This is a genomic window from Ruegeria sp. F5 (assembly GCF_056533845.1).
The window spans coordinates 183,105-208,538 of sequence record NZ_JBQFOU010000007.1 but is presented as its reverse complement, the minus strand read 5'-3'; the positions used below and the strand labels follow the sequence as shown (position 1 = coordinate 208,538).

Genomic DNA, 25,434 nt, shown 5'->3' with positions numbered 1-25,434 from the left:
AGAGACGCATGACAACGATCCTGAAACTCCAAGACCTGAGCAAGGCATTTGGCGCGGTCACTGTCGCCGATGCCATGAGCTATGAGGTCCAGCAAGGCAAAGCGCTCGGGGTCATAGGTCCCAACGGTGCCGGAAAAACCTCGATGTTCAATCTGATCACGGGGACGCTCAAACCGAATTCCGGGGTCATTGAATTCAATGGGCAGAACGTCACCAAATGGAGCGCGGCTAAGCGCAGCCATGCGGGCATTGCCCGTTCCTTTCAGGTCCCGCAGCCGTTTTCGGGCATGACCGTTTTTGAAAACGCCATGATCGCTGCCACGCAATCCGCCGGTATGCATGGGCATCAGGCCGAACGCTTTTGTCTGGAGGTTCTGGACCAAACGGAACTGCTGCCCAAGGCAAACGTTCTTGCCGGTCGCCTGACACTCCTGGAACGCAAACGTCTGGAACTGACACGTGCGCTCTGCGCCAGGCCCAAACTGCTGCTGCTGGATGAGATTGCCGGCGGTTTGACCGAAGCAGAGTGCAGGTCACTGGTCCAGACCATCAAGGACATCCACGCCTCTGGCGTTACCATCATCTGGATCGAACATGTCGTGCATGCGCTGCTGGCCGTTGTGGACCGCCTGATCGTCATCGATTTCGGAAAGAAGATCGCCGAGGGCGAGCCGCAGTCGATCATGGAAAGCGCCGAAGTCAAAGAGATCTATCTGGGGATCGAAGCCGATGCCTGACCCCATTCTCCGGATACGCGGTTTGAACGCTTTCTACGGTGACTTTCAGGCGCTCTATGATGTCGATCTGGACGTTGGCGAAGGCGAAGTTCTGGCCATCATTGGCGCGAACGGCGCAGGCAAGACGACCCTGATGCGGTCGATCACCGGGTTGCTCGCGAACGAGCCGGGCCAGATCCACTACCGTGGCCGGGATATCAGCCGCCTGCGCGCGGACGAGGTCGCGGAACTTGGCCTTGCCATGGTGCCGGAGGGCCGCCAGTTGTTCCCTTCTTTGTCGGTCAAAGAAAACCTGATGATCGGGGCGCAGGTTGGCCGCGCAGGTCCTTGGGATCTGGCTGCCGTCTACGATCTGTTCCCGATCCTTGAAGAGCGAAAAGATCAGGCCTCGACATCGCTTTCGGGCGGTCAGCAGCAGATGGTCGCCATCGGGCGCGCCCTGATGGCAAATCCTGATCTGATCCTGTTCGATGAAATCAGCCTTGGGCTGGCCCCGATCATTATCAAGGACATCTATGAGGCGCTGCCCGGCATCATCGGCGAAGGCATGAGCGCAATCATCGTCGAACAGGACATCACCAAGGCGCTGTCGGTCTCGAGCCGGGTCTACTGCCTGCAAGAGGGGCGCGTTTCGCTGGAAGGCGCGTCTGACACGGTTTCGCGCGAGGACATCTCGCGCGCCTATTTCGGGATCGAATGATATGGAATGGCTGAACGCTATCGTGCAGGGAACGTTGCTGGGCGGGCTGTACGCCCTGTTCGCCGCAGGTTTGTCTTTGATCTTTGGCGTCATGCGGCTGGTCAATATTGCCCATGGCGATCTGATCGTGCTGGCCGCCTATCTCGGGCTGACCGTGACGACCGCGACGGGGATGCATCCGATGGCCGCGCTGGTGATCGTTGTTCCCGCCATGGTGTTGATCGGGTACGCCCTGCAACGCGGCCTGCTGAACCAGACACTGGGCGACGACATTCTTCCGCCGCTGCTTGTCACTTTTGGGCTGAGCGTGATCATCCAGAACGGGTTGCTGGAGGTCTACACCGCCGACCCGCAAGACCTTGACGCCGGTGCGCTCGAAACAGCAAGCGTCGCAGTCGGAGGGCTGACGCTCGGACTCCTGCCGCTGCTGACGTTTGGCATCGCTGTCGCGGTGATCTGGGGGCTGCAATGGACCTTTTACCACACCGCACTTGGGCGCGCCTTTCGGGCTGTGTCCGACAATCAGGACATCGCGCAGCTTATGGGCCTCAATCGTCGGCACATCTTCGGGCTGGCCATGGCGCTGGCGCTGGGCGTGACGGCAATCGCCGGTATACTGCTTGGCATTCGGACAAGCTTTGATCCCTCCATCGGCGGCGGCCGCCTGATCTTTGGCTTTGAGGCCGTCATCATCGGTGGGCTTGGCAACCTCTGGGGCACGCTGATTGGCGGCGTCATCCTTGGCGTCGCGCAAACCGTCGGAGCCAAGATTGATCCGGGCTGGCAGCTGCTGGCCGGCCATATTGCCTTTCTTGTCATTCTTGCCGTTCGTCCCAACGGCCTTTTCCCGAGGGTGTCCGGATGAACCTGCAGGACTATTCCGTTTCCCGCTCTTCGAAAGCCGCCCGAGTTGCGGCGATCATTGCCGCGCTTGCAGTTCTTGTTCTGATTGCCGCCCCGTGGTGGGCGGGTCGCGCCGACATGCGCCTGATGGGCGAGCTGTTTCTCTACCTGTCCCTCGCCACGCTCTGGAATCTGATGGCGGGCTATGCCGGTCTCGTCTCGGTCGGTCAGCAAGCCTATGTGGGCTTCGGCGGCTACATGCTTTTTGCGCTTACGATGTTCGGTGGGCTGCCTCCGGTGGCTGCCATTGCCGTTGCCGGGGTGCTGGGGGCTTTGATCTCTATCCCCGTCGCCGTTCTGATCTTCAGGCTCCGAGGCGCGTATTTTGCGATTGGCACCTGGGTCATCGCCGAGGTCTTTCGACTGGGCTTCGCGCAAATCTCTGCACTGGGCGGGGGATCAGGATCGTCTTTACCCGTCGCCATCGTGAAATCGCTGGCCTCTGGCCGCGCAATGCGTGAGGCGCTGAGCTATTGGCTGGCGCTCGGGGCAGCTGTGCTGGTGGTGACGGCGGTGTATCTGTTCCTGCGGTCGCGGCAAGGATTGGCGCTGACGGCCATTCGCGACAACGAACTGGCCGCCGGAAGCCTGGGCATCGATATCTGGCGCACGAAGTTCATCGTGTATGTTGTCACCTCGGCATTCACCGCAATGATCGGTGCGCTCATCTTCCTGCAAAAGCTGCGCATTTCGCCGGATGCGGCGTTCAGCGTCAATGACTGGACCGCTTTTGTTATCTTCATAGTGGTGATCGGCGGCATCGGCACCATCGAAGGCCCGATCATCGGCACGCTGGTCTTCTTTGCCTTGCGCGAAACACTGGCCGATCTCGGGACAACATACCTGATCGTTCTTGGCGTGGTCGCAATCGTTGTCATGCTCAGGGCCCCAAAAGGCATCTGGGGCGTGATCCGCAGCCGCTATGATCTGCAACTTTTTCCGCTGGGCTATCGCGTGAAGCACATCGGACAATCCAAGGAACACTGAACCCATGGCCCGTCAGAAAAAGACCATCATCACATGCGCCGTAACCGGGGCGATCCACACGCCCACCATGTCGGATGCGCTGCCCTACAGTTATGACGACATCGCGCGGCAGGCGATCGACGCCGCCGAGGCTGGTGCGTCGATCCTGCATCTTCATGCGCGCAACCCCGAGAACGGATCGCCATCGGTCGACCCCAAGGATTTCGCGCCTTTCCTGCCGCGCATCAAACAGGCGACAGACGCGGTTGTGAACCTGTCGACCGGCGGATCGCTGACATTGTCCATTCAGGACCGGATCAACCCGGCCAAGACCTTCAGCCCGGAAATGTGCTCGATGAATATGGGGTCGATGAACTTCTCGTTTCATCCGTTGGCGAACCGGTATGGCGATGACGATTGGAAGTTCGATTGGGAAAAGGACTATGTCGCGAATTCCGATCAGAACATCTTTCGCAATACGTTCCGCGACATTCGCGAGGCGGCGGAAACACTCGCGCCGCACGACATCAAATTCGAACATGAATGCTACGATGTCGGCCACTTGTATAACCTGAAATTCTGCATGGATGTCGGGCTGTTCAAAGCGCCGATCTTCATTCAGTTCATCTTTGGCATCCTTGGCGGCATCGGACCCGAGGTCGACAATCTGATTTTCATGAAACGCACCGCCGACAGGCTGTTCGGTGACAACTATCGCTGGTCCGTATTGGGGGCAGGGGGCGCACAGATGTCGCTTGCTGCAACCGCAAGCCAGATGGGCGGTAACCTGCGCGTCGGCCTGGAAGACAGCCTGTTCATCTCGCGCGGGAAACTGGCCGAGAGCAACGCTCAGCAAGTCGCAAAAATCCGGCGTATTGTCGAGGATCTGGGCAGTCAGATCGCGACCCCTGATGAAGCGCGGGAAATCCTGGACCTGAAAGGAGGAGACCGCGTTGCCTTCTGAAGATAGACTGACGGGCATCACCCCTCATCGACCGACTTATTTTTGGAAATTTCGAAAACCCCAAGGAGATTGAGCCATGCGATTGGACGTTCTGACATTCAGCGCGCTTTTGACAGGATTTGTGACCGCTCAGGCCATGGCGCAAACCGCTGCGCAGGACATCACCAATCTTTTGCTCAGCAACCGGTCTGCCGACTGCGCAGACTATGCGGGCGTGTATTCTGCTTCGGTGGAGGACGTCACGCGCCAGCAGCGTTTCGAATCCGAAATCGAAATCTCGGCGGATGGTCAGCACTGCACCCTCAAGACCAACGGCATTCCCAATCATGACTTCAACGGCCCGACAGCGAACTTTGCCAATGACGTGCGGGAATTGCCGGGCACGTTTCGGATTCCCAGAAATCCAGAGAAAACCGGAAGCCAAACTGCACTGTCTCAGCGTAGCTATGACGCAATTCTACTGAATGGCGTGCCGGTCGATTTGCTTTCCGCCGGGTGTTATCGCCCGAACGGCCCGCGGGCGGACAAGAACGGCAACGTCCTGGCGGGGTGCCGGGATACAGATCCGTGGCTGCTCGATCCGCCGTCCTACGATCAATACTTCGGCGTGGACCTGCACAACGCGCATGCCCAGCCAGACGGCAGGTATCACTACCATTCCAATCCAAATGCACTGTTTCTGGATCATGACCTCGATAAACCCTCACCGGTCATAGGTTTCGCGGCTGACGGCTATCCCATCTACGGAACGATTTTCAAGGACAGCGACGGTAAAATCAGACCTGCGGTTTCCGGCTATCAACTCAAAACCACAGCTCGCCCCGCGCCGCCTGCCGGGCCGGGCGGCACACCGGACGGGACATATATTGACGACTATGAGTTCACCGGGACGGGCGATCTGGATGAATGCAACGGTATGACTGTGGATGGTGAGTACGGATATTACGTCACCACAAGCTACCCGTGGGTGCTGAATTGTCTGGTCGGACAACCCGATCCATCGTTTGACAAACGGCGGTAAATTACCTCGGCCCTCGCAATTGCCGCAAGCCTGTCGGGGTTATGAGATGACGAATGCTACGAGAGAGATCGCCGACCGGAAGACATTCGTGCGTCGCTCCTTGGCTATCGCAGATGGCGTGCAGATTGGTACTAGTATCCCCTTTTGTTCAAAACCTGATCCGAAAACTGGCGCCGTGCTGGGGTGACATGACCTCGATCGTTGCACCGGCTTGTTTCAATACAGCCGCAACAATGGACAAACCCAGCCCGGTGCCGCCTTGATCCCGTCTTGTCGTGAAGAAAGGGTCAATGATACGAGCCGCGTTCCGTTCGGAAATGCCTGTACCGTTATCGGCGACAATGAGGCTTTGCGAAACCGCTTCGTAGGTGATGTCGACACGTGTTGCCCCGTGCTGGAATGCGTTCTGCAAGAGATGATGCAGAACAATCTGCCCCTGATCTTTGGACAGGGGCAGATGCGTGTCGGACGGCGCGTGACACTCGATGATATGGTCCGAGAACTCGGCGGAAGCCGCCTGGACAATATCTGCCAATGACGTTGGGGTCGGGTCGGTTTGAACGCTGGCCCGGGCCAGTTCGCGAAGCCGAACCAGCAGGGCGTTCATGCGCAGACCTTCTTCCTGAATGTTGTGAACCAGTTTCTGGTTGCGATCACCGGACACGGCAGATGGCCCCTCAGACAGCAGCTCGGCCGCCCCGAGAATTGCGGTGACCGGCGACTTCAACTCATGCGTGACGTGGCTTGTATAGGTCTCGATCGCCGTCGAGCGTTCCGACAGGGTTGCGGCCATCGAAACGACGTTATTGCCCAAATCCGCCAATTCCCGCACGCCGTAGTGCGGCACGGGATCAGGCGTCGGTTTCGATCCGCTTGCGACATCCCGGCTCTGACTGCTGAGATCGCGAATTGGTTTCGAGATCAACCGCCACATCATCCACCCGACACCAGCTGCGGACAGCAGCATGAACACGGCGACAGAACCCAGCGTGAATCGTTCCTGAAACAAGAACTTCCTCAGGTCCATGGGCGTGCGAGACAGGTAAACGGCGCCGATGACCCGACTGTCCAAAACCACCGGATGGGCAACGAACACGCGGTATGATGTGTCCCGACTGATCGAGTTCAGAAGATGCCGTTCCGACGGATCATCCCGATGCCGCAGCACGGAAACGGTTTCCCCCTTCAGGGCCCGAGACACTTCCGGGACATGCAGAAACGATCCCTTGGCTGATCCGCTGCTGGCAATGACCTGACCCGTGTGATCCGTCAAAACATATCCCGACAGGGTGGTCTTCTTCGCTGACCTTGCCAGCGCTGACAGCGTTTCCGAGATCGCCTTGTAGGGCGCGGCCAGAGGTTCTTCGCTGGATACCGGATCGGGTCTGGGTGGCGAGACCTCGCCGCGCAGCAAATCCAGACTGGGTGCGATGGGGTGAAAGTCCTGTTCAAGACGCTCGATCTGCTTGGTCGACAAGCGGTGGCCGACGGTCGGCACGGGCTGGAATTCGGCGAAGGCTGCGGCATACACCTCGGCAAATATCACCGCCTGAGACAGCAGGCTGCGCTCAGTCTCGCGCGCGAACTGGTTGCTGGACAGGCGGGCACCCAAAACGCCGATGACCGGAAGTGCCACCAGGGCGATGCAGACCAGCGCAATCACCAGCGCAAGCGATGGCCGCCATTTTTGCCTGATGGTCAGCACTGACAAACGCCCAGTTTCACCCCAACCCCGTGCACGGTTTGAATCAGATCGGGATACCCCAATGCGCGCGCCTTTTGACGGATATTGCGAATATGGCTGTCGACCGTGCGACCGGACAGATAGGTGTTGTGACCATAGACCAACTCGATCAGCTGCGCCCGCGCATAGACACGGCTTGGCGTTTTGGCGAGGATCGAAAGCACCGAGAATTCGATCCCGGTCAACTGAATCTCGGCATCCGCAAGGGTGCAGCGATGCGCGTTGTGATCCAATTGCAGATCCTGATAGACCGTCACCTCGCCCCGCGGATTTGTGTCAGCCGAGCGGGCAAGGATGGCCTTGATCCTCAACACCAGTTCGCGCGGGCTGAAAGGCTTGGTGACATAGTCATCGCCACCAAGCTGAAACCCCAGAATGCGGTCGATCTCATCATCGCGTGCCGTCAGAAACAAGATTGGCACGGTTGAGGTTTTTCGCAATTCCTTGCAGGCCTCCAACCCGTCCATTTCGGGCATTCCGATATCCAGTACAACCAGATCGGCGGGCGATTGGGAAAACAGGTCCAATGCATCCTGACCGGTGCCGGCCTCGGTTGTTCGAAAGCCGGAATCTTGCAGAGCAAAGCGTACGACATCGCGGATACGGGCATCGTCATCTACGATCAGGATGTTGTTCACGATATGCGTCCGCCATCGAAGTTTCACCGAAGTCACGATCACAGATCACACTGCCATTGGCCGGGTCAAGTGGGGCTTGCATCTGCGGTCTGCGCCACCTGAAATCAGCGCCGAGCCACCAGGCATCTGTGCGCAGTTTGTAGGGTACATTCCTCATGCCGAAACTCTCCGGCCCCGTGTCAGGCGCAGCGCGCCCAACGCCGCCAGGACGATCAGTCCGAAAATCGTTTGCGGCTCGGGCGTGGATGATCCGCTGAACGCGGTTTTGGGATAGGCCCCGGCGCCCACGCCCGCCACCTGAGGCAAGGCCACCGGAGTCGGGTTTGTTGGCACCTCGCCTTCATTCACAACCTGTTTGGACACCGCAACAAATGAGGTGAACTGGGTCTGAAGATTGAATTTCAACCCAAGATCGGTGATCTGTGCCTCAAGCTTCCCGGGGTCACCAGACTGCACCGCCATGGCGCGGTCCAGATCCGCGATTTTGGTACGTGCCCAGGTCAGCGGGATCGCGGCCCCCTGATGCGTGTCGTCTTGCGGGTCGGACTCTGTGGGCAGGGTTGGCGATAGTGGCATCTGCGCATCTCTGCCCTGAACCAGACCATTGATCTTGATGTCGGCAGGCCCGCCGCCGTTGTACCGGGCCAGAACCCGGATCGTACCGCCGTCGAACAGGTCGGGGATGTGTTGGGGAACAACTTCGGTGACGTCCAATCCGCCCCAATCAATGGATATATCCGTCAGCACCGGCGATTTCAGGTCCCGGGCCAGTGTGTCAGCGACGTCCGAGGCGTTTTGAGTTGGATCAACATAGCGGGCATAACCGCGGCCTTCTTCGGCCATCCCATCCAGAAGATACCGGTTTACCGCAGTGCCCACACCAAATGCATAGATACGCGCGTCGCCGATTTGCCGCCGGATCGTGCGCAACACATCCGCTTCGCGTCCGATATATCCATCGCTGAGAAAGACGACGATGCGCAATGTATTCTCGGGTTGCCGTGTCGCAAAGGCGTGACGGATCGCGCTGTCGATTTCCGTACCGCCTCCGGCGCGCAGACCGCGTACATAGCGCAGACCGGACCGGATGTTGCCACGGGTGGCGGGAACGGCCTGGGATGCGAACTCGGACGCACCCGAAGAAAACCGGATCACGCGAAAATAATCCACGGGGCGCAGGCCCTGCAACGCGGCCTCCATGAATCGCTTGCTGGCGTCCAGAGGCGCGCCGCCCATTGATCCCGAGGTGTCCAGTACAAACACCAGCTCTCGGGCGGTGATTTGATCCGATTGTGGGATCTTCGGCGGTTCGATCAGCAGCGACACAAAGCCTCCGCGTTCATCGTGATGAGCCAGCACTCCGGCCGTCGTCTGATCGCCGCCAAGCTCGTAGCGCAGAACAAGGTCGCGGTTGTCGATTACCCGCCCGTCCCTGAAGGTGGCGCTGAGCACGCCGTCTGACTGCCGGATTTGCAGATCATGTGTTGCGCTTGTCAGATTGGAGACCGGAACAGCACCGCGCAGGTTCAGGTTCAGCGAGACCCGCGCGGGTTCAATGATATCGGGGTTTGTCAGGCGCGGTACCGGTGGATACTCGGGCAGCTCGGCAACTGCCCAGCCATCGATCCGGGTCACGGCAGAGGTGACCGGTTCTTCTTCGTTGAACTCCGCCAACACTAGATCGCCAGAGGCCGGGTCAAAATTCACCGCACCCTGATAACGTGGCCCGACGACCAGCGGCAGCACCAGTTCATACCCGCCGTCGATCTTGGGAACGGGCTGCACATAGCTCAGCGTCACCGTAATCGGCTGCCCCGGCATCAGGTTGGCGACGTTCTGCGTGAACATGTTGGGACGATGCTGGGTCAAAAGGGCTGCGGCCTTGCCCGCGTGCTTTGCGGTCTCAAAGGTTTGTTCGGCCTCGTCCTTTTGCTGAACCTGCGCCTCGATCACCTCATCGCCGACTTTCATCTGCATCGCGTAGACGGCGGCCTTTTGGTTGAGTGGAAAAAGATATTCCGCAGACATCGGATCATCCGACGGATTCACGAACACCTGCCGCACCTGAACGGTTGCCATATCGCCTTGAATATCAATGGAAAGGTCCGACTTCAGCAATGGCAGGTCCAATTGTCCGGTTGCCCCGCCGCCGATCAATCGACCTGCGATCTCGTCATCGGGTTGAGCGTAGGCTGCCCCGGGCAGCAGCAGAAAAACAAAAGCAAAATGGCGTATCATATGTCCGTTCCTTTGATGGTTTGAATGTCCAGAGCTGCAATCGTTGCAGCGTCCAATTGTGCGCGTAGCTTGGTGTCCAGGGCCCAAGGGGTGATCCTTTGCACGCTGCTCCAGGTGCCGCCGGACCCGTTCAGCCAGCGCCAGATCGCTTCGCCCACGCTGGGTGTGACCTGCCCGTTCTGCGAGACGTAGCTGACCGCAACCAGCCATTCGTCCCCGTCTGGGCCGGTCGCCCGGTAATAGGCGCTGGGAACGCCGTCATAGCCAGTGCCCAGAAACCGCACCTTGTAGCCGAGACCCCGCAGGCAAATCTCAGGGGCATGCAGATGCCGCAGCGGCGCACGCGTGCTGACAACGTTCAAGCCCAACGGGCCGAACTGAGCTTTCTGCGCCTGCCCGCCATAAGCTTCGAAATAATGCGCCTCCATCGCTGTCAGAGGCACGTTCTGCGCCAGATGTCCGTGGATCTGCGCGGGCAGGGTCGGCGTCGCGACACGGCCCGAAACATCCACCGGTTTTGCCTTGAACGAAACGATGGCAATGCTGCCGATCAGGCACGCAATGCCCGCCAGCGCCTTGATGGGTTTCGGCAGGATGATCCTGTCGGCCTGCGGGCGGTCTTTGCGCGGGCTTGCGGTGCGGGGCCGATAGAACAGTGCAAAGGGCGCAACCGTCAGGATCAGGGTCCCCAACCCGATCAGGCTGTGCCAGGGCTCGGCCATCACATCCAGATCATGTGCCAGCCCGACTGCCAGAAGCGAAATGCGCAGGCTATTGCCCAAGGCCGCGCATCCGGTCACGGCCAACAGGCTGAGGGCGCCGATGTACCATCGTGGCCGCATAACCGCGTTTTGGATGATCACAAAAGCCAGCGACAGCAACAGCCCCGAGGCCCCGGAACAGGGCAAGTCCACCAGAATATCCCTCTGTTCCAGGGTGATGCGCACCCCGTCGCAGGCAACGTTCGAGAACACGGCGCTGAGCATGTGGCAGGACAATTCTGCCGAAACCATCTGCAACGGAAATCCAAGCGTACGTTGCAAGACCATCTCGGTTGGCAAGGAAAACAGGAACAGGGCCGCCATCCAGAACGGCGACAGCGCGAAGGGGCGTCGGTGCAACTGCAACAGCCCAACCAGCGCGAAGACATCCAATGCGAGGGCCAGAGCGCTCAGAATATTGATCGCCAGAACCTGCCCTAAGAAACGGACCAAAGCCGCCAATAGTAGCAGGGCAATCGTGGGTGTCCGAGCGCGCGCGTCTGTCGGACGGCCGCTCAACAAACTCATCCCGGCGAGGCCAACGATCAGCAGAACATAGATGTAACCATACGACCCGTAAGCCGGGCTAAGCCAGCTTCGAACAAGCCATTGCAAGGGCTGCGCGGCCAGAATTGCAGAAGCAATCGCAAAGGCACACCATGCCAGGGTATCTGCGGTCAAATGTTTCATACCGCCAGATGTGACTGACGAATGCGCATTTCCCCTGCCCAAGATGTGCAGATTTTGATGAGATACTTCTAGCTGAGGACTTCGTTGCTATCCTCAGTCCTCTGACAACTGCGCATAGCAACGGAGTCCTACAGACGGGAAGGCTCAGAAACCTTTGAGCCGGACTGCGTTAAGTCTTTATGATACATTCAAGTTTCGCCCGATCGACTTTAGAGGCATGGCGCTTGTCCATAGGAATCCTATCTATCGAAATCACATTAGAAACGCCAAATCCAAGCGCAGATTTACTCCAATCCCCGAAGTGATCCGGGTGGCCCTGAACGCAAAGCGCCGGGCCAGCCTTGGTTTTGACAAGCGCGCACCGATCCACGCCCGGCCAATACTGCGCAGCGACTTCGATCGCAAAGGGGAACAGCGTACCTGAAACAACTTCAATTTCAGACCCGACCCGCCCCCACAACCACAATCGTCCGTCATCATCCAGCGTACCGGCGTCACCGGTCCGGTGCCAAATGACACCCCCCTCCTTGATTTTGTTTTTCTCTGAGTGGGCCGGGTCCAAATACCGGTCATTCACATGCGCACCGGCGACCTGAACCTCATTGTCGCAAATGCGGAGCGTGACCTCGGGCACCGGGTACCCCACCAGAAGGCCTTTGCCACCAGCCATTTGGTGGCGATCCTCTTCTGAAATGTCCCTGGCATCGAGATGGGCAATCGGTTCTGCTTCGGTCGATCCATAGACGCACACGACGGAAAGTCTGTGCCGGGTTTTCAATGCCTCCACCAAGTCCGGAAACACCGGGCCGCCGCCGGTGAACACCGTGTGCAACGACCCGGTGTCGTGGGACTGTACCAGCTTGTCACATAGCGATGGCGGGATCAGGGCCCGGCTGATCTGTTGCGTCCGAAGCCAGCGTTCCAACTGCGCGGGCGACAGGCGGTCCAGCTTGCTGAGCCTCCAGTTGGGTAAAACGCTTGTGCGCCCGGCTGCCAGATTGATCAGCGTGAACACCGGAAAGGCAACCAGATCGCGCTCGGCCCTGTCACTGTCCAAGAGGGGCGCGATGGCGTCGTGCTGAGCCGTCAGGAACGCGTGGGAGCGTGGGATGGCCTTGGGCTGGCCCGTCGTCCCGGACGTGAAGGAAATGAGCGCGATGTCATCCGGCCGAACGCTGGGTGATGGCGGGTTGCTGCGGCTTTGTCCGGGCGTCAGCAGGGTTAGGGGCCAAAGGTCCGGAACCAGAACCTTCAGCAAGGAATACGCGCCTGCCGCACAGAATGCCTTTGGCTTGGTGGTGCGGGCGGCATGGCGCAGACCGTCCAGCCCCATGGCCGGTTCGGGCAGAACGACCGTAGCGCCAAGGGACCACAGGGCCGCCAGACTGGCATACAGGTCTGCGTTGACGGGCATGGCCAACAGCACGCGATCACCTGACCGGATGCCCTTGTCCTGCCACCGGCCTGCCAGATGCTGAACGCGCGTGTGCAGGGTTTGAAATCTGATCTGGCGGCCCTTGCCATCCACAATGGCGATCCGGTCCGGAACCCGCTCAACCGTGGCAGCGAAATGGGACAGCAGGTCAGCCATCCAGCTTCCGCCCAAGCAGGGTGTAGCGCCGGAATATCGTCGCGCCTTCCGCCGCACTGCGCTGGGCCGAGGTGTTGTCATCATGGATCAGCGCATGAATGGCGGTATCGTATCCCAAACCGAACGCAGCCTTGTGAAACCTGTGAGCCAGATGCCGCCCGGCACCTGGTTCCAGACTTGCATAGGTCTTGAGGATTGCGGATGTCGGGTTGGGGCCTTCGGCATAGTTGGGAATGCCAAACAGAAACCCGGCCAAAGTCCCGTCACGGCGGCGCGCAAACAGGATCAGATCGCGCTTCATCATCGGCACAACCGGCATGTACATGGCCAGAAAATCCGCCTCGGAAATCGGCTTGTAGAACGCGTTGTTTGAGAATGCTTGGGTTGAAAGCGCGAATACCTGACGGAACAGGGCCTCGGGGTCTGTTCCATCCCATTCTTCCACCACAAAGCCATCGGTTTCCGGGGGTGGTGATCCGGCGGCGGCCTGCAGCGGCACCCGGGCCGAGAAATACCGGCTGATCTCGGCAAAGCCTGCCGACCGGAACACCTTAAGCTCATGAGGTTTGTTGGTGGGCTCCATCAGGAACGGCGCGGACCCGTCGCTGTTCGAGACAAATCGATAGCTGTGCCAGGTATCGCCCGACATCGGTCCAATAATGCGGTCGAGGCCTGCGTTCCTGACCCTCTCAATCCCTTGAAGCAGGATTTCGGCACCGGCTTCGGGCGTTTTGCAGGAAAAATCACCGAAAGTTGCGGCGGGAACACCATCCCAGTTTGGGCCATTCAGATATACGGTCAGCTTTGCATCCGCTGTTTTGATGGTCTCTCTGGTCATGAAACGACTCCGGCAAAGAACCCCGCACCAAGCGATCCGGCAACCATCCAAACATAGTAAAGCAAGGGCAGGGCGAGGGCCAACAGAGTCAGCCTGAGAACCCGGTCTTTTCCGAACCAGCGTGGCCGGGCCAGCGGCACCGCGGCTGTGCACAGCAGTGAAAGCAGGGCCAGAACCGTCAGCGGCTCGGCCCAGTTCGATGGGGCAGGGTTGAGGGCAACGACAAAGTGCCTGATCACGAAAAGTGCTGCCGCCACCGCCAGGATTGCAGGCAGTTTTCCCCGCAATGCAAGAACACTGAACCCCATCGCAAGCCCCATTGCAGACAGGCCATAAAAGGACACGGCGTTCGATCCGGTGGCATTACCAATCGCCAGCCAGCCAAAGCTGAACAGTCCCAGAGAGGCAACGATATCCAGATCGGGATACTTGGCGTCACAAGGGTTCTCGACGCGTGCCCAAAGATGTGTCGCCAGCACCAGAATGGGCAGGACGGCATTCTGAAGCGCGGTGACCGACAACAGCAGAAACGCGGTGATGACATAGACGCGGGTGGCATGTTTGGTCAGACCCAGCTTTGCACCGAGGGTGCTGAAACTGGCAATCGCGGTCAAAAAGACAACCGCGATAATCGCCAGTTCAATCAGCGTGCTGTCGGAATGTACGCTCAAAAAAATAAGCAGGCCTAGGGGCAGGAACAGGTTGTCAAAGCCGCGCCAGCTTTGCGCCTCGACCAGGGTTCCGAAGGCCGCGACCATGACGCAAAGCACAAGGGTGTTTGCGGGCGGCAGGTCTGACATGAACAGAAAACAGATGATCGCGATCAACAGGGTCATCACGAAGAAAACAACCGAGCCTTCAACGCTCTTTTCACCGTCTTCGACCGTGAAACGCCGTGTGCCATAGGCGGTTCCGGCCAGCGCTGCCGCCGCATCCGCCAGTGTCAGAACGGCGATTGGCAGGATGTAGAAAAGCGTATTGTCCCCGGCCAGCAGGAAACAAAGCCCGACCGACAGGGCAAGCAGAAAATCACCGTAGGACGTACGGTCCACGCCGTGCAAAGTCGCGCCCAGACCGGATGAAAAACGCGGCAGGCGCAGCACAAGCATCACCAGCATTGTGGCGGTGATCAGCATGTAAACCGGCCAGCGGTCGGGAAAAAGCCAGGGCAGCAGCAGTGCAAAGAGGCCCGTGCTGACATGCATCAGCTTGCGCTGCACCTCGGCACTCAGACCCGCCGTTTTGGCCAGATTGCGGATGACCATCATGACGCCGATCAAAGCCAAAACCGACCCCGCCGCCAGCAAGATTTGTCCAAGAACGGTCATGGCTGAACCTCTTCGACAACGAAATCCGAGTAGAAAAACGCCTTGTCGCGGGTTTTCAGCTGTGTTTCGATGCCGGTCAGGGTTTCTACCTTGTCCTTGTATTCCGGCGGGACCCGCCGGGGCGCCATCATGTTCCAATAGACCAGCCGGGCGCAGGGTTCTGCGGCGGTCAGGATCGAGCCGTAGACCTGCGGGAAGGTTTCGGGGGACATGTACTCGAAGATGTCGGACAGGTTGAATCCACTGGCTTTCTCACCGGTCGACACAAAAGCCTCGAGCGACCCAGGGCGGATATCCAGACGATCCAGCCGGGATCGGATCGTGTCGTAATGCTCGGGACGCCACGCCATCGGCAGCGCATCGCCGTGGTCGCCCTTGAGAATCCAGTGCAGATAGGGGTTTTGCGATGGATCGGTCGAAACCCCCGCGTGATGAATGCGGCGGGCGACATGCTGGGCCGGGCTGCCCTCGACATGGTCGAAGAACGCACTGTCCCGCCCCATGCGCCCCATGACGAAGCGAGAGAAGAAGATGTTCAGCAAAAGCCGCCAACGGGTTGTGTTGAACCGCGTGTCGAAAAAGGTCTGGCGTGCTTGGGGGTTGCGCGGGGTGAACACCGCGTCAATGGTTCTGCGCGAATGCACCAGCGGCAACAGCCATGTTCGAAAGATGCGAAAATAGCGCTCGAACTTGCCGACGCCGCCGATGCCGTATCTTTCGACTTCCGGGGTCAGTGTTTGCCAGAAGACGCGCGTTTCGGCATCTGTCGCATCCATCACCCGGATCAGCAATGCACCCCGTCGGGTACTAGGGCGCGAGCCGGTGAGTTCGATGAACTCGGGCTGCGACAGCACTTTGTAGGCCGCGATCCTGAGTTTGAGGCAGGCGATCTGGGCGGGCGACAAGTCCAGCACCACGATGCGCGCGGGATCGAGTGTCAGCATGGCCAGCGCGTTATCCCCCGCCGAGCAGATGGACACCAATGTCTTTCCCGCACAATCGCCCATGGCCGAGGTGAGGACATCCGCGTCCTCCCACAACTGCGCGTATCGGATATGGTCGAAATCCGCTTTAGTCTCAATCTCGCTGCTACGCATCGCACCGTTCTACCGTGCCGCCAGCGCCATCGACAAACAGCATTTCGCCATCTTCGATCCAGTTTGTGGCCCCCTTCAGGCCGACGACGCAGGGAATACCCAGTTCCCGCGCGACAATGGCCGAGTGGGACAACAGCGATCCCCGCTCGACAACGATGGCGGATGCGTTTGAGAATACGGCGATCCAGCCCGGGTCGGTGTGGCGCGCGACCAGGATGTTTCCGGGGTTCAGGGCTTCGCTGCGCGGGTCTCGGATCACACGTGCCCGTGCAGTGACCTGTCCTGCAGAACAGCCCGTGCCGTGCTTCACCCGGGTTGTATCCGCCGCAAGCTCAGCGGCCTCGGACCAGATCGGCGCGATGGCGGGGCCCCGGATTTCAATCCGCTCCGGCGGGTCGGGGCGTCGGGACGAGGGTTCATCTTCTTGTTTCCGCTGCGCAACGATGCTTTTCAGATCAGGCGACAGGCTAAAGCCCTCGACGGCTCCGAGAATTTCGTGCGTGGTCAGGAAAAACACATCCCTTTGGGCTTCGATCAAACCGAGTGCGGTAAATTCCCGACCGATGCCCAAAAACACACGCCGCGCATAACCGAAGATACGCGTGCGTTCAAAACGCAGGTTTTCGCGGTCGCGTACACGCGCTTTGGTCCAGCCCAAAATCCACTTAGCCACAAGCCGTTTCAAAGGGTTTGCCGGAAACAGCGCCTTCCAGTCCGGTTCGGCGCTTTCCTGACGCCCGGACGGGGGACGTTCGGCGCTGGCGGCAACGGCCAGCAACAGGCTGGTCGGATCGTCGCGCAACGGGATGCTTTCCAGTTTAAGCTCTTCGGTGCAGCGATCGCCGAATTTCTCAAGATATGCGCCTATCTCGGCTTCGATCTGCGGATGGTCAGACAGAACCGACACATGCGGCTTGGCCTTCAACGCCTCGGCAAGACCCGCCTGTCGGACCAATTCACCCATCCGGGCAATGCGTCGGGCAGGTTCGGCCGAAACGATGTCGCCCTGACCGATCATGAGGTCATTGTGCAAGATCAGGCCGTCCTCACCCAGCCACTTTTGCAGCAGGTTGCGCGAACCGCCAAACGCGATCATGCACAGGAAATCGTTGATCAACGGGGCGTCCCATTGATCCAGCAGAGTGCTTTCGATGCGGCGATATTCGGCGGCCAGTTCGGTCGCGTTGGAAGCGTCGACATCCAGCCCCGCCCGCAGGACGCCGTTCAGCCGGTGGTAAAAGGCGCGCCGGGTCCGCGGCAGACGGATGGCCTGCCAGATCAGGCCACCCGCAACCTTGACCAGTTTCGCGTATTCCACGGCCCTGCGCCAGCCGACCGAAGGGGGCGGCGCAAGGGCGTCCGTGACGTCACGTGGCATCGGTTCGGAAACGCCCATCATCGTTTCCATGTAATCACGGTTCAACGAGAAGCCCGGCAACATGGCCAAAGCGCGGTACCAATTGATCAGATTGTAATACACACGACCATCCACCCGCCCGAGCAAATTGTCGAATACGGTCGGGTTCTGGACGACGGTACGTTCAGACACACCCAACAGCCTGACGAACGCACGGTAAACCTGAGAATACACATGCAGAGCAAAGGAATAGGTCAGGGGGCTGACGACACCCGGATAGCTTTCGACGATGTTGGAGTTGTCGAAAATGGTGAGCGTCTTGTCGTCCAAGGCAACCGGGCGCAGGGCCGTTGTGATTGGTCGGGCTTGCAGAATATGAAGCCCCTGCGCATCAATGGCCCATTCGATGTCCTGAGGGGTCCCGAACAGCGCTTCGGCCTTGTGTGCCAAGGCCGCGATGGATTGGGCTTCGCTCAAATCCAAATGCGCTGGTATATCCGGAGCGCTTTCCGGTGTGCCATCCGAGCCGATGACCCAATCCTCTCCATCAACCTCGCCTGAAACAAGTTGGTCTGCCAGCCCGTTGATGGCCGAGATCACAACCACGTTTCGCCGACCGCTGACCGGATCGGCGGAGAAAGCAACACCTGCTGATTTCGCATCGATCATGCGCTGCACGATGATCGCCGGGGCCTCGGCCCCGCCCGCGGATTTGATTGCCCGGTAGGTTTCGACTGTGTCCGAGAACCCGGATTGCCAGACCTGCTTGGCTGCCGCGATAACAGTATTGCCCGGAACGTTCAGGGCGGAATCGAACTGTCCCGCATGGCTATGGTCTACGCCATCTTCGGCCCGGCCAGAGCTGCGCACCGCATAAGGCCCGGGCCCAAGCGTTTCAAGCGCATCGGTCACAGCCGATCTCAGACCTTTTTGGGCGATGGGTCCGGATTGCCCCATGCGAAACGCGTCATTGGTGATGACAAAAAAAGCAGGTGGGGCGAACCCATGTCGGGCAAGATATGACAGGGCCGCTGCTTTGCCTCCGACAACTGAAACATCTTCGGCATCCGTTTGGGCGATGATGAAAGTCATGCAAGGGCTCCTGTCAGGAACGGCAGGAATCCAGCCGTGGCATAGCAGAAAAACACCCATAACCCGGCCACCGTGTCCATCCTGTCTTGGGCTTTTGCCGTCGGCGATTGAATATAACGATACGCGGCAAGCCCGCAGGGGCCCAAGGCCAATGCTCCGATCAGGGCGCTTTGCCAGCCAACTCCGGTGGCGCTGCCGGTGCCGACAAGCAGCGCGTAGGACAGCAGAACACCGCCGATCCAGACACGCCCTGCCTGACGCGGACCCCAGAGAGCCGAATAGGTATCGACCCCGTCGATTTCATTTTCCGGGGCCCAAAGTTTGCGCCCGATCTCAAGCACGCAGCCATTCACAAAGGACAACGCCAGGAACAGCCACAAAGAGGGCGCAGCCCCACCCGCCGGCAGCCATTCGAGACCGGTCAACAACAGATCAATCAGGGGCATGATGGCCATATGACTCAGTAAATACAGAACCGGTCGCGCCTTCAGCCAGGCCGGGACGCCGAATTCCACCGTCATCGCCGCCAGCCAGATCCAGACCACGCCCAGCAGCCACAAGACCGACGGGTGCCAGAGCCAGGCGGCAGCAATTGCCAAAGGGACGGTCAGCAGTCCCAGGCTCAGAATTTCGCCCGCTGAGACCAATCCGCGCGGGATCGGTCTTTCGGGGCGGTAACGTCTGTCATCCTCGGCATCCTTGAACTCGTCACAGACCCGCATCTGGAAGAACAGCGCCATCGCCAGCACAAACCCTGCGGCAAATGCGGGCCAATCCGGCAAGGGGCGATCCGCCAAACGCGCGGAAACGCAGATGCTGGCGGCGGAAAAGACAAGCAGCAGGGGTACGGTCTTTTTCAGCGGAAATCGCTCGGATTGGTAAATCCAGAGTCGGTTCAGAAAACTCATCTTTGGCGGGCCAGACTTTCATGGGCACGGGTGAAATGGCCCGCTGCAATTGCTGCAACGATGGAGATTTCTCCGCACAGGCATGTGGCCGTGGCAACCTCGGCCAAAGCCGTGCCACACCCGCTGCCCCTGAGGCCAAGGATGTTCAGCGCCGCAGCCTGACTTGGCAACCCCGTGCCGCCACCGACCGAGCCGACCAGGATATTCGGAAGCGTCACCGAGCAGAAAAGGTCGTCCCCCCTCGGTTCCATTCGCGTGACCCCCATCGCGCTTTCGGCAACGCAGGCCGCGTCCTGTCCCGTTGCGATGTAGAACGCCGCAAGCCCGTTGGCGTAATGCGCCTGCGCTCCGAACTGGCCGGACAGATGCGCCCCCAGATTGGCGATGCGCCCATAGTCCAGCATCGCCCCGACCGTTGTGCCCAGCGTCTTTTCGACAATCTCGGCCGGAAGCGTGACCGAGGCGCTGACCTTGCGCCCGCGCCCCGTCACCAGCCCCAGTGCCGAGGCCTTTTTGTCGCCCGAGAAATTGCCTTCGACATACCAGTTCTCGATCGTCACAGGGCAGTTATCGGCGATTGCTTGGCACAAGGCGTCGGTGGCGATTGTCACCATGTTCTGACCCGCCGCATCCCCTGTCGTATAGCGGCAAATCAGGAAAACGACGTTGGTGTCAATGAACGGCTCCAGCGACACGAGCTTGCCATGACGGGTCGTTGCTTCGGCGGCAGATTGGAGCATGTCGACATGCGTGACAACCCAGTCCACGAACTGCCCGGCCTTCAGCAGGCTTTCGAACACAAACGCCGGCGTCCGCAAAACACCTTCGTACAACACAGCTGTGCTTATTCCGCCCGACCGGGTGGCGGCGTACGCGCCCCGGGCGTAGGAGGCGACCAGTGCAGCCTCGGTCGTGGCGAGGGGAACATGAAAATCGCCGTTTGCGTTCATCCCGTTCAGGCGCAAGGGGCCTATGACCCCGACAGGCAGCTTAACGGTCCCAATGAAGTTCTCGATATTGGTGCCATAGATTTCGGCGTCTTCAATGGTTGCCAGGTCTGCGATCCGTGCTTGATCCTCGTCACTGGCTGTTGGTTTCAACTTGTCCCAGAAGCGTATGACCATCTCTTTGGTCGGCTTGCGGGACGGGCGTAGCGTTGAAAACTCTGCGTCGCTTGGCGCCATCTGCCGGGGTATCTGATCGGCGTCAAACCGTGCTTTTATGCGTTGAAGCATTTCCCGAACGTGAAACGGAATTACCAATAGCGCGCTCCAATAGATTTTGGGTGCAGAGGTGTTGCACCTAATAAACCGATGCGGGGGCAAGGTATCAGGCGTTGGACCGAAATCCAGCCAAATGTGCGTCGATCAGGTGTTTGATCCCAAAGGGTCTCGCTTTTGTCGCAGGTTGATCAAGACCCAAACATTCAGGAAAGAAGAAATCGATCTGGACGCAAACGTCAGACACGAGGACACTGAAAGTCAGTGTTGCCACGTGCAAGCTGAGAAGGTCTGACTTGCTCCTACCCCGTTGATAAAAAGGGTCAATTGCAGTCCTCTTTGGTCCACCGCTTGATAATAACCTATCCCAAAGTCTGGCAGTTACGGAGTGCTTTTGTTCAGGCATCTGCAACGTGAACAATTTCCGCTTCCCTAAGCGCGTCCTGCAGCGCAGCGCCACCCAAAGCATCTTTCGCCCGGAATCCGGTGCGTTCCGTTTCTACGGCGTTCTAGCTCTGGGCCGGGGCCAAACCGAGCATCTCTCTGGCTTGCGCGGGTGTCGCAACGGGGCGGCCATACCTTGCACAGACATCGACCGTACGCGCGACAAGAGCCGCGTTTGAGGGGGCCAAGGTGCTTTTGTCCAGGCGGACGTTATCTTCCAGACCCGTTCGGGCGTGCCCTCCGGCAGAAATGGCCCATTCGTTCAGGACGATCTGCTTCGGTCCGATCCCGGCAGCGCACCACGGCGCGCTGGGGAACAATCTGTTGACCGTCCTGACATAGAAATCGAAAACCTCGCGATCTGCCGGCATCGCGTTTTTGACACCCATTACAAGCTGCACATAGGGCGTATCTTTGATCTGCCCGCTCCTGTGCATCTCGGCCGCCTTCAGGATGTGACTCAGATCAAAGGCTTCTACCTCTGGCTTGACGCCATAGGTCACCATTTCAGCCGCCAGCCACTCGACCAGATCAGGCGGGTTTTCGTAGACGCGCGTTGGAAAGTTGTTCGACCCCACCGAGAGCGAGGCCATGTCCGGCCGCAATGGCAGCATGCCGCCGCGGGTCTTGCCCGCCCCGGAGCGACCGCCGGTCGAAAACTGGATGATCATACCGGGGCAATGTTTCTCGAGCCCCTCTTTCAACCTTGCAAACTTCTCCGGATCGCTGGATGGCGTCCCATCATCGTTGCGCACATGGGCGTGGCAGATCGCAGCGCCTGCTTCGAACGCTGCGTGCGTGCTTTCGATTTGTTCCCCGACCGTTATGGGCACCGCTGGGTTATTGGCCTTTGTGGGCAAGGACCCGGTGATCGCGACGCAAATGATGCATGGTTCCGCCATTTCAGGCCTCATTGGGTGCCAGAACGAAATCGAATTCGACATCCCAATAGGGGCCATCAAAACCGACTTCTTCGGACCGTGCAGGGTCATCGATGCGGTTGAACTCGGCGATCAGGCTTTCTTTGACACCAAACACGGAATCCGAATGAAGGTACTTGTCCTCGGGGTCGAAAATGTGGGTTGTCAGTTCGTCATACCCTTCCTTTGACACAATGTAGTGCAAATGGGCCGGACGAAACGGATGACGCCCCAATCGGTTCAGCAGATCGCCGACCGGGCCATCGGCAGGAATTGAATAATGTTTGGGCCTGACAGCCCGGAACCAGTATTTCCCATCCGGCCCGGTTCGAAAAACGCCGCGCAGGTTAAAGTCGGGTTGGATGCCCTTTTGCTGAACGTCGTAAAACCCTTCGTCGTTTGCCTGCCAGACGTCGATCTTGACGCCTTCGAGCGGATTGCCGTCAACGTCTGTTACGCGTCCACGAACAACCAGGTCTTCGCCTTTTTGATCGAGGCAAATGTTGTGGCCCATTGCGTATTCAGGCGCATCGCCGACATGGAACGGCCCCAGCACGGTGTTCTCGGAGGCTCCGGTCGGGCGGCGAGAGTTCACTGCATCCACCAACATCGACACGCCCAGAACGTCGGACAGCAGAATATATTCCTGCCGCCAGTCATCGCACATATGCCCCACCCTGGTCAGAAACATGATCGCTTCAAACCATTCCTTTTGCGTTGGCTCGATTTCTTTCACTGCTTCGTGGAGCTTGCGGGTGATGACCTCCATCACCTCTTTCAGCCGTTCGCTTTCTGCGTTCTTGTTGCGTGCCGTGACAACCTCGGCCGAGTTTTCCTCGGTGAAGTATCCCTTTTCATGCGAGTCCATTGTGACCTCCAAACCTTATTAAGCCTGATCCGTTTCCGCTTATCGCGAAAGGATTGTGGTCAGAGCCCGCCGCAGTTCGGCTTCGGCATCCGCCGCCAAACCGGCTAAGCGCCAGGCGACGTGCTGGTCGGGGCGGACCAGCAAACAGCCGGTATCCGAAATCTCGGACGCCCGTGCCCAGTCGCCTGTGTGATCGACATATGTCTGGCGCGGGCCGATGACGTGGCAGCGAATGGGCATTCTGAGTTCCCGCGATACGGTTTCGGCCGCATCAACCCACGCTTCGCCGCCGATCCCCGTGAGGATCGTGAACGCGCCACGACCGCAAAGATCCAGCGTTGAAAACTTGTTGCCGGTGTCGTGGTCGAACACCCACACATGTGGAATACGCGCGCCCGGCCATGTTGTCGGCTGATAGTGCAGTTCGGCATCCTGATCGAAACCGGGATTGGGCTGGCCATCCGTTTCAATCGCGCCGGAGTCATAGCGCTGGTTCATTTCCACACCATGCGCGTCGAACTCATATTTCTTGAAAGCAATCGCCTCGCGGATTGCCTTGCGTTGAGCTGCTGCTTCGGGCGTTGAACCCGTGCGGGCTTCCAGATTGCTTTGCATGACCTGCGGGTCGACGCCTTCGGCCATGCCAAGCGATTCAAAGATGGGTCCAAATTCGCCGATGGACTGGTTGGCGCGGGTGACGATCTGCTTGGCGACCGGCGCGCGTTCTTCGCTGTAGCTGTCCAGCAAACTCTCTCCGGCGTGGCCTTTCAGCACGGCTGCCAGCTTCCAGGCGAGGTTGAAGCTGTCCTGGATCGACGTGTTCGACCCAAGCCCATTGGACGGCGGATGGCGGTGCGCGGCGTCGCCCATGATGAACACGCGGTCTTTCTGCATGTGGGTGGCGTACATGTTGTTGACGGTCCAGGTATTGGCGCTGATCAATTCGATCTCAAGCCCGGGGTCGCCAACCAGCTGGCGCGCGACCTGCGTGGCCATCGCCTCGTCAACTTCGGGGGCGGGCTGGTTGATGTCATAGCCCCAGACGATCAGCCATTCGTTCCACGGGCGGACCATGCGGACAAGGCCCATGCCGATGCCGCCGACATCCGCACCGGGCTGCATCACCCAATAGAGGACAGACGGTCGATGCGCGACGTATTTGCTGAGATCCGCGCGGAACAGGATGTTCATCGACCCGCCCACGCCCATCTGACCCTCGAAGGGCAAACCGGCATGTTCGGCGACCAGAGAATTTCCCCCATCCGCGCCGACCAGATATTTAGACCGGATCGTGATTTCTTCGCCTGACAGGCGATCAAGGCAGGTCGTTGTCACGCCGTCCGCGTCCTGTTCATGGCGCAAATACTCCGTGCTCATCCGCGCCTGGGTGCCACGGCGGCAGGCGGTGCCGAACAGAATGGGCTCCATGAAGGTCTGCGGCAAATCATTCATCATGGTCGGGCTGGACAGCAGATGTTCGGCCTTGGACAAGGGGTGATTGCCCCAGCTTTTCATGCGTCCGATTTCCTCACCAGACAGGCTTTCGCAGAACACGTTCTCGCCCATCAGATCCTGGTGCGCGGCGTGCATGTAAGCTTCGGCCTCGACCTCGTGACCGAGGTCGCGCAGCACCTCCATCGTGCGCTGGTTGGTGATATGCGCCCGTGGCGTATTGGCCAGCCAGCGATAGCGGTTGATGACCATGTTCTCGACGCCATAGCTGGACAGCAAAGCTGCCGTTGCCGAGCCCGCCGGTCCGGTCCCGATGATCAGAACATCCGTTGTGATGGTGGCCATAGTCTCGCTCCCTTGTTCTTTTGCGTTTCTCAGGGCCGTGGGTCCCACAGGCGGCCGTCATAGTCGGTCTCATAGGCTTTGCCGTCCGGATAGCTGACCAGTTCAAGCTGCATCCCCCAAGGGGCTAGGAAATAGACCCAGGTTTCCCCGGCGCTTGGCCCGTCGGTCATGGTGGTCGGATTGCCAAGAACCTGAATGCCGTGATCGCGCAGATAGCCGACGGCGCCGTCCATATCTGTGGTGTAAAAGGCGATGTGATGCCCGCCGATATCCGAGTTGCGCGGCAGTATCGTGTCCTGATCCGGCGCGGTGTATTCGAAGATTTCGAAGTTGGCGCCATTGCCGCAGCGCACCAGCCGCATCGTCGGGATCTCGGCCTTGGCGTCCACGTTCAGATGATCCGCCATCCAGGTGCTGTCGCCGCCCGAGAACGGACCTAGCGGATAGAACACATTGCAGCCGATGACGTCCTGAAAGAAGGTAACGGCCTCATCGACACTCGGAACTGTAAAACCCACGTGGTCTGTGCCTGTCATTCCTGGTAGGGTGCTTTCGGCAAATGCGCCCGTTCCCAGCGCAGCAACCGCCGCTGTCAACGTGAGTGCTTTCATG

General features: G+C 59.3%; 21 protein-coding genes. 6 read left to right on the top strand and 15 right to left on the bottom strand.

Annotated features, from left to right (window positions below):
* Positions 1 to 8 precede the first annotated feature (8 nt).
* From ACR0K1_RS13025 to ACR0K1_RS13000, 6 genes are all read left to right on the top strand, one after another.
* Positions 9 to 737, top strand: a complete 729-nt coding sequence (locus ACR0K1_RS13025; protein WP_480616507.1) for an ABC transporter ATP-binding protein — start codon at positions 9 to 11, stop codon at positions 735 to 737.
* On the top strand, positions 730 to 1,437 hold the full coding sequence (locus tag ACR0K1_RS13020; RefSeq protein WP_480616506.1) for an ABC transporter ATP-binding protein: 708 nt from the start codon (positions 730 to 732) through the stop codon (positions 1,435 to 1,437). The genes ACR0K1_RS13025 and ACR0K1_RS13020 overlap by 8 nt, the downstream gene beginning before the upstream one ends.
* Position 1,438: 1 nt before the next feature.
* The gene (locus tag ACR0K1_RS13015; RefSeq protein ID WP_480616505.1) at positions 1,439 to 2,302 is read left to right on the top strand and encodes a branched-chain amino acid ABC transporter permease; all 864 of its coding nucleotides are present in this window, start codon (positions 1,439 to 1,441) and stop codon (positions 2,300 to 2,302) included.
* Positions 2,299 to 3,327 (top strand): branched-chain amino acid ABC transporter permease, encoded by a 1,029-nt coding sequence (locus tag ACR0K1_RS13010; protein ID WP_480616504.1) that lies wholly within the window; start codon positions 2,299 to 2,301, stop codon positions 3,325 to 3,327. The genes ACR0K1_RS13015 and ACR0K1_RS13010 overlap by 4 nt, the downstream gene beginning before the upstream one ends.
* Before the next feature lie 4 nt (positions 3,328 to 3,331).
* Complete coding sequence (gene kce, locus ACR0K1_RS13005; protein ID WP_480850961.1) at positions 3,332 to 4,270, top strand: 3,5-dioxohexanoate:acetyl-CoA acetone transferase; 939 nt, start codon at positions 3,332 to 3,334, stop codon at positions 4,268 to 4,270.
* A gap of 76 nt (positions 4,271 to 4,346) precedes the next feature.
* Positions 4,347 to 5,291, top strand: coding sequence for a YHYH protein (locus tag ACR0K1_RS13000; RefSeq protein WP_480850959.1), 945 nt, complete (start codon positions 4,347 to 4,349; stop codon positions 5,289 to 5,291).
* 148 nt (positions 5,292 to 5,439) lie between these two features.
* Here the strand turns inward: ACR0K1_RS13000 and ACR0K1_RS12995 are convergent, their stop codons facing one another.
* From ACR0K1_RS12995 to ACR0K1_RS12925, 15 genes are all read right to left on the bottom strand, one after another.
* Positions 5,440 to 6,996 (bottom strand): ATP-binding protein, encoded by a 1,557-nt coding sequence (locus ACR0K1_RS12995; RefSeq protein WP_480850957.1) that lies wholly within the window; start codon positions 6,994 to 6,996, stop codon positions 5,440 to 5,442.
* Positions 6,990 to 7,700, bottom strand: coding sequence for a response regulator transcription factor (locus ACR0K1_RS12990; protein WP_480616500.1), 711 nt, complete (start codon positions 7,698 to 7,700; stop codon positions 6,990 to 6,992). Before ACR0K1_RS12990 ends, ACR0K1_RS12995 begins: the two co-directional genes overlap by 7 nt.
* Before the next feature lie 126 nt (positions 7,701 to 7,826).
* The gene (locus tag ACR0K1_RS12985; protein ID WP_480850954.1) at positions 7,827 to 9,911 is read right to left on the bottom strand and encodes a VIT and vWA domain-containing protein; all 2,085 of its coding nucleotides are present in this window, start codon (positions 9,909 to 9,911) and stop codon (positions 7,827 to 7,829) included.
* On the bottom strand, positions 9,908 to 11,362 hold the full coding sequence (gene xrtT, locus ACR0K1_RS12980) for an exosortase T (RefSeq protein ID WP_480616498.1): 1,455 nt from the start codon (positions 11,360 to 11,362) through the stop codon (positions 9,908 to 9,910). Before xrtT ends, ACR0K1_RS12985 begins: the two co-directional genes overlap by 4 nt.
* A gap of 169 nt (positions 11,363 to 11,531) precedes the next feature.
* Positions 11,532 to 12,953, bottom strand: a complete 1,422-nt coding sequence (locus ACR0K1_RS12975; RefSeq protein ID WP_480616497.1) for an AMP-binding protein — start codon at positions 12,951 to 12,953, stop codon at positions 11,532 to 11,534.
* Positions 12,946 to 13,791 (bottom strand): hypothetical protein, encoded by an 846-nt coding sequence (locus ACR0K1_RS12970; RefSeq protein WP_480850951.1) that lies wholly within the window; start codon positions 13,789 to 13,791, stop codon positions 12,946 to 12,948. Before ACR0K1_RS12970 ends, ACR0K1_RS12975 begins: the two co-directional genes overlap by 8 nt.
* Positions 13,788 to 15,119, bottom strand: coding sequence for a hypothetical protein (locus ACR0K1_RS12965; protein ID WP_480616495.1), 1,332 nt, complete (start codon positions 15,117 to 15,119; stop codon positions 13,788 to 13,790). Before ACR0K1_RS12965 ends, ACR0K1_RS12970 begins: the two co-directional genes overlap by 4 nt.
* Positions 15,116 to 16,216 (bottom strand): BtaA family protein, encoded by a 1,101-nt coding sequence (locus ACR0K1_RS12960; protein WP_480616494.1) that lies wholly within the window; start codon positions 16,214 to 16,216, stop codon positions 15,116 to 15,118. Before ACR0K1_RS12960 ends, ACR0K1_RS12965 begins: the two co-directional genes overlap by 4 nt.
* A complete protein-coding gene (locus tag ACR0K1_RS12955) occupies positions 16,209 to 18,665 on the bottom strand; it encodes a PEP/pyruvate-binding domain-containing protein (RefSeq protein ID WP_480850949.1) in 2,457 nt (818 codons plus the stop codon). The genes ACR0K1_RS12960 and ACR0K1_RS12955 overlap by 8 nt, the downstream gene beginning before the upstream one ends.
* Positions 18,662 to 19,573 carry a UbiA family prenyltransferase gene (locus ACR0K1_RS12950; protein WP_480616492.1) on the bottom strand — a complete coding sequence of 304 codons (912 nt, stop codon included), beginning with the start codon at positions 19,571 to 19,573 and terminating at the stop codon, positions 18,662 to 18,664. The genes ACR0K1_RS12955 and ACR0K1_RS12950 overlap by 4 nt, the downstream gene beginning before the upstream one ends.
* Positions 19,570 to 20,808, bottom strand: coding sequence for a hydroxymethylglutaryl-CoA reductase (locus ACR0K1_RS12945; protein ID WP_480850946.1), 1,239 nt, complete (start codon positions 20,806 to 20,808; stop codon positions 19,570 to 19,572). Before ACR0K1_RS12945 ends, ACR0K1_RS12950 begins: the two co-directional genes overlap by 4 nt.
* Positions 20,809 to 21,302: 494 nt before the next feature.
* The gene (locus tag ACR0K1_RS12940) at positions 21,303 to 22,139 is read right to left on the bottom strand and encodes a 3-oxoadipate:acetyl-CoA acetyltransferase (protein ID WP_480616490.1); all 837 of its coding nucleotides are present in this window, start codon (positions 22,137 to 22,139) and stop codon (positions 21,303 to 21,305) included.
* A 1-nt stretch (position 22,140) separates the two neighbouring features.
* Positions 22,141 to 23,025, bottom strand: a complete 885-nt coding sequence (locus ACR0K1_RS12935) for an intradiol ring-cleavage dioxygenase (RefSeq protein WP_480616489.1) — start codon at positions 23,023 to 23,025, stop codon at positions 22,141 to 22,143.
* Positions 23,026 to 23,064: 39 nt separating this feature from the next.
* Positions 23,065 to 24,822, bottom strand: coding sequence for an FAD-dependent oxidoreductase (locus ACR0K1_RS12930; protein ID WP_480616488.1), 1,758 nt, complete (start codon positions 24,820 to 24,822; stop codon positions 23,065 to 23,067).
* A 29-nt stretch (positions 24,823 to 24,851) separates the two neighbouring features.
* Positions 24,852 to 25,433, bottom strand: a complete 582-nt coding sequence (locus ACR0K1_RS12925; RefSeq protein ID WP_480850943.1) for a VOC family protein — start codon at positions 25,431 to 25,433, stop codon at positions 24,852 to 24,854.
* Position 25,434 lies beyond the last annotated feature (1 nt).